This is a genomic window from Halomonas sp. 707D4 (assembly GCF_024158685.1).
Taxonomy (GTDB): Bacteria; Pseudomonadota; Gammaproteobacteria; order Pseudomonadales; family Halomonadaceae; genus Vreelandella.
Genome location: NZ_JAMZBD010000378.1, coordinates 1 through 3041, shown reverse-complemented (window position 1 = coordinate 3041; position 3041 = coordinate 1). Strand labels below are relative to the sequence as shown.

Annotated in this window: 2 protein-coding genes; both read right to left on the bottom strand. The window is 68.8% G+C overall.

Annotation, left to right across the window (positions count from 1 at the left end):
* The coding region (locus tag BIS11_RS13915; RefSeq protein ID WP_253586336.1) for a maltotransferase domain-containing protein at nucleotides 1–750 on the bottom strand (750 nt) is incomplete at its 3' end.
* Nucleotides 751–786: 36 nt separating this feature from the next.
* Complete coding sequence (gene glgX, locus BIS11_RS13910; protein WP_253419847.1) at nucleotides 787–2979, bottom strand: glycogen debranching protein GlgX; 2193 nt, start codon at nucleotides 2977–2979, stop codon at nucleotides 787–789.
* Nucleotides 2980–3041: the final 62 nt, after the last annotated feature.

Here is a 3041-nt window from a genome sequence, read left to right as displayed (position 1 = left end):
GTCGAAGCCCATGTCGCGAATCAGCGGCAAACGGCGCTGCACATCATCGAAGGTGCCGTGGCGGGCGGGGTCCGACGTCTGCGAACGGGGAAAGAGTTCGTACCAGCTGGCGAAGCGCGCCGCCAGGCGCTCCACCTCGAGCGGATAATCCGCCTGGGTACGGCTCAGGTGGGCGCGCGGGTCGGCCTCGCGCATCAGCCGCGCGGTCTCGCACTCCAGCAGCAACGCCACCTGCGCGCCGTGATCCGCCGCCCGGGCCAGGGCGTCGAGGCACTGCGCAAGCCCTTTCGCGAGCCCGGCCTCGGCGCGGGCAGCGGCGCGCTCGAGCAGCAGGCGGCCCTCCTCGAGCTCCAGGGCGATGGGCACGCCGGCGGCGTGCTTCTTGGAAAGCTCGTAGCGGTAGGTCTCGAAGACGTCCCACCACGCCTCGATGTAGAAGACGTGACGGCCCACCCGGTCAGGCGTGAAATGCCCCTCCCAGCGGTCGAGCCCCAGCGGGCGCGCAAGCTGCATCGGGGCACGCCGCTCGACGCCCTGGTCGTCGATCCAGCCGATCTCGGCGGCCAGCACGTCGTGGCCGTCGGCGAAGATCGTCGCCGCCACGCGCACCGGTTCACCGACGGTGGCCTTGGCGGCGAAGCGGCCAGCGTCGAGAGCCGGCGACACCGCCTCGATGGCGATGCGAGGGGCGTGAACGGCCCGGGTGAGGGCGGCGTTCTCATCGCGCGCTCGGGGTGGGGTCGAGGACATGGCTTCGCTCTCCGTGTAAAGGGGCAACTGCCCGGCTCAGTGACCGCGCCCGATAGGGCGCTTGACGAGTTCGAGCAGGACCAGCGAGTGGGCGGGCAGCGCGCAGGTCGTGCCCTCCAGCGGCGCTTCACCGTCTTCGAGCTCTGGGTCGGCGGTATCCAGCCGGCAGTGCCAGGCGCCGTGGTCGACATCGGGCAGGCTGAAATCGCAGGTCTCGAAACCGGCGTTGAGCAACAGCAACAGCGTGTCGTCGGCGCCGGGCCGGCGAATGCCGCTTGGCTGGGCGCGACCGTCGAGCAGCAGCCCAAGGGCGCGACGGCTCGAATCCTCCCAGCGCTCCACGCTCATCTCCTCGCCTTCGGGGGCGAGCCAGGTCACTTCCTTGAGGCCCATCGCCTCGTCGTACTCGCCGCTCAGGAAGCGCCCGCGGCGCAGGATGGGGTAGCGCAGGCGCAGCGCGATCACCCGGCGCACGTACTCGATCATGGCGTGGGCGTCGCCTTCGAGGTTCCAGTCGAGCCAGCTGATCTCGTTGTCCTGGCAGTAGGCGTTGTTGTTGCCCTGCTGGGTGCGCAACAGCTCGTCGCCGGCCAGCAGCATCGGCGTGCCCTGGGAGAATAGCGTCGTGGCGATCAGATTGCGGACCTGGCGCAGGCGCAGCGCCTTGATTTCCGGGTCGTCGGTCGGCCCTTCCACGCCGTGATTGCAGGAGAGGTTGTGGCCGTGGCCATCCTGGTTGTTCTCGCCGTTGGCCTCGTTGTGCTTGTCGTCGTAGGCGAGCAGGTCGTACAGCGTGAAGCCGTCGTGGGCGGTGACGAAGTTGACCGAGGCGAAGGGACGCCGCCCGCGCCGGTCGAAGATGTCCGCCGAGCCGGTCAGGCGGGCGGCGAGCTCGGGAAGCTTGCCCTCGTCGCCGCGCCAGAAGCCGCGCACGCAGTCGCGGTAGCGGTCGTTCCACTCCGCCCAGCCCGGCGGAAAACCGCCGACCTGGTAGCCGCCGGGCCCGCAGTCCCAGGGTTCGGCGATCAGCTTGACGCGCCCGAGCACCGGGTCCTGGCGGCAGGCGTCCAGAAAGCCGCCGCCTTCGTCGAAGCCGTGGGGCTCGCGGCCCAGGATCGTCGCCAGGTCGAAGCGAAAGCCGTCGACGCGCATTTCGGTCGCCCAGTAGCGCAGCGAATCCGTGACCATCTGCAGCACCCGCTGGTGGCTCAGGTTCAAGGTGTTGCCGGTGCCGGTGTCGTCGATGTAGTAGCGCGGCTCCTCCGGCAGCAGGCGGTAGTAGGAGGCGTTGTCGATGCCCTTGAGCGACAGCGTCGGGCCGAGCTCGTTGCCCTCGGCGGTGTGGTTGTAGACCACGTCGAGGATCACCTCGAGCTTGGCGGCATGAAAGCGCGCCACCATCTCCTTGAACTCGTTGACGTTGTCACCGGCGAGATAGGGCGAGTGGGGGGCGAAGAAGCCCAGCGTGTTGTAGCCCCAGTAGTTGTGCAGGCCCTGCTCCTGCAGGCGCTGGTCGTCGACGAAGGCGTGGATGGGCAAGAGCTCGATCGACGAGACGCCGAGCGACTTCACGTACTCCACCACGTCGCTGACCATGAGACCGGCGAAGGTGCCGCGCAGCGGCTCGGGCACCGCGGGGTGGCGCATGGTGTAGCCGCGCACGTGGGTCTCGTAGACGATGGTGCGATCCCAGGGCAGTTGCACCTCCCGCGAGCGCCCCCAAGTGAAGGCCGGGTCGACCACCTTGCAGCGCGGCATGAAGGGGGCGCTGTCGCGTTCATCGAAGCTGAGATCGCCCGCCTCGTGGCCGATGGTGTAGCCGAACAGCGCGTCGTCCCACTGGATCTCGCCGACGATCTGCTTGGCGTAGGGGTCGAGCAGCAGCTTGTGGTGGTTGAAGCGGTGGCCCTGCTCCGGCGCGTAGGGGCCGTGCACCCGGTAGCCGTAGAGCTGCCCCGGGCGGGCATCCGGCAGGTAGCCGTGCCACACCTCGTCGGTGTACTCGGGAAGCTCGATGCGCTCGAGCTCCTGCTCGCCGGTGGCGTCGAACAGGCAGAGCTCCACCTTGGTAGCGTGGGCGGAGAACAGCGCGAAGTTCACCCCCAGCCCGTCCCAGGTCGCGCCGAGGGGAAACGAGTGCCCTTCGTGAACGCGCGAGCGGCGCATCACGCTGGGAGCCTCGTCGGCGGCAACGGCGCTGTCGTCGTGCGGGGTATCGCTTGTGGTCATCGCATTCATTCCTTGAGCATCGAGCTCGAATGGGGGGATCGGCGCCTACTTCTTGGTGGTGG

Excerpts from the sequence above, each read along its gene's own strand:
- glgX (WP_253419847.1), bottom strand. The coding sequence starts at position 2,979 with ATGACCACAAGCGATACCCCGCACGACGACAGCGCCGTTGCCGCCGAC.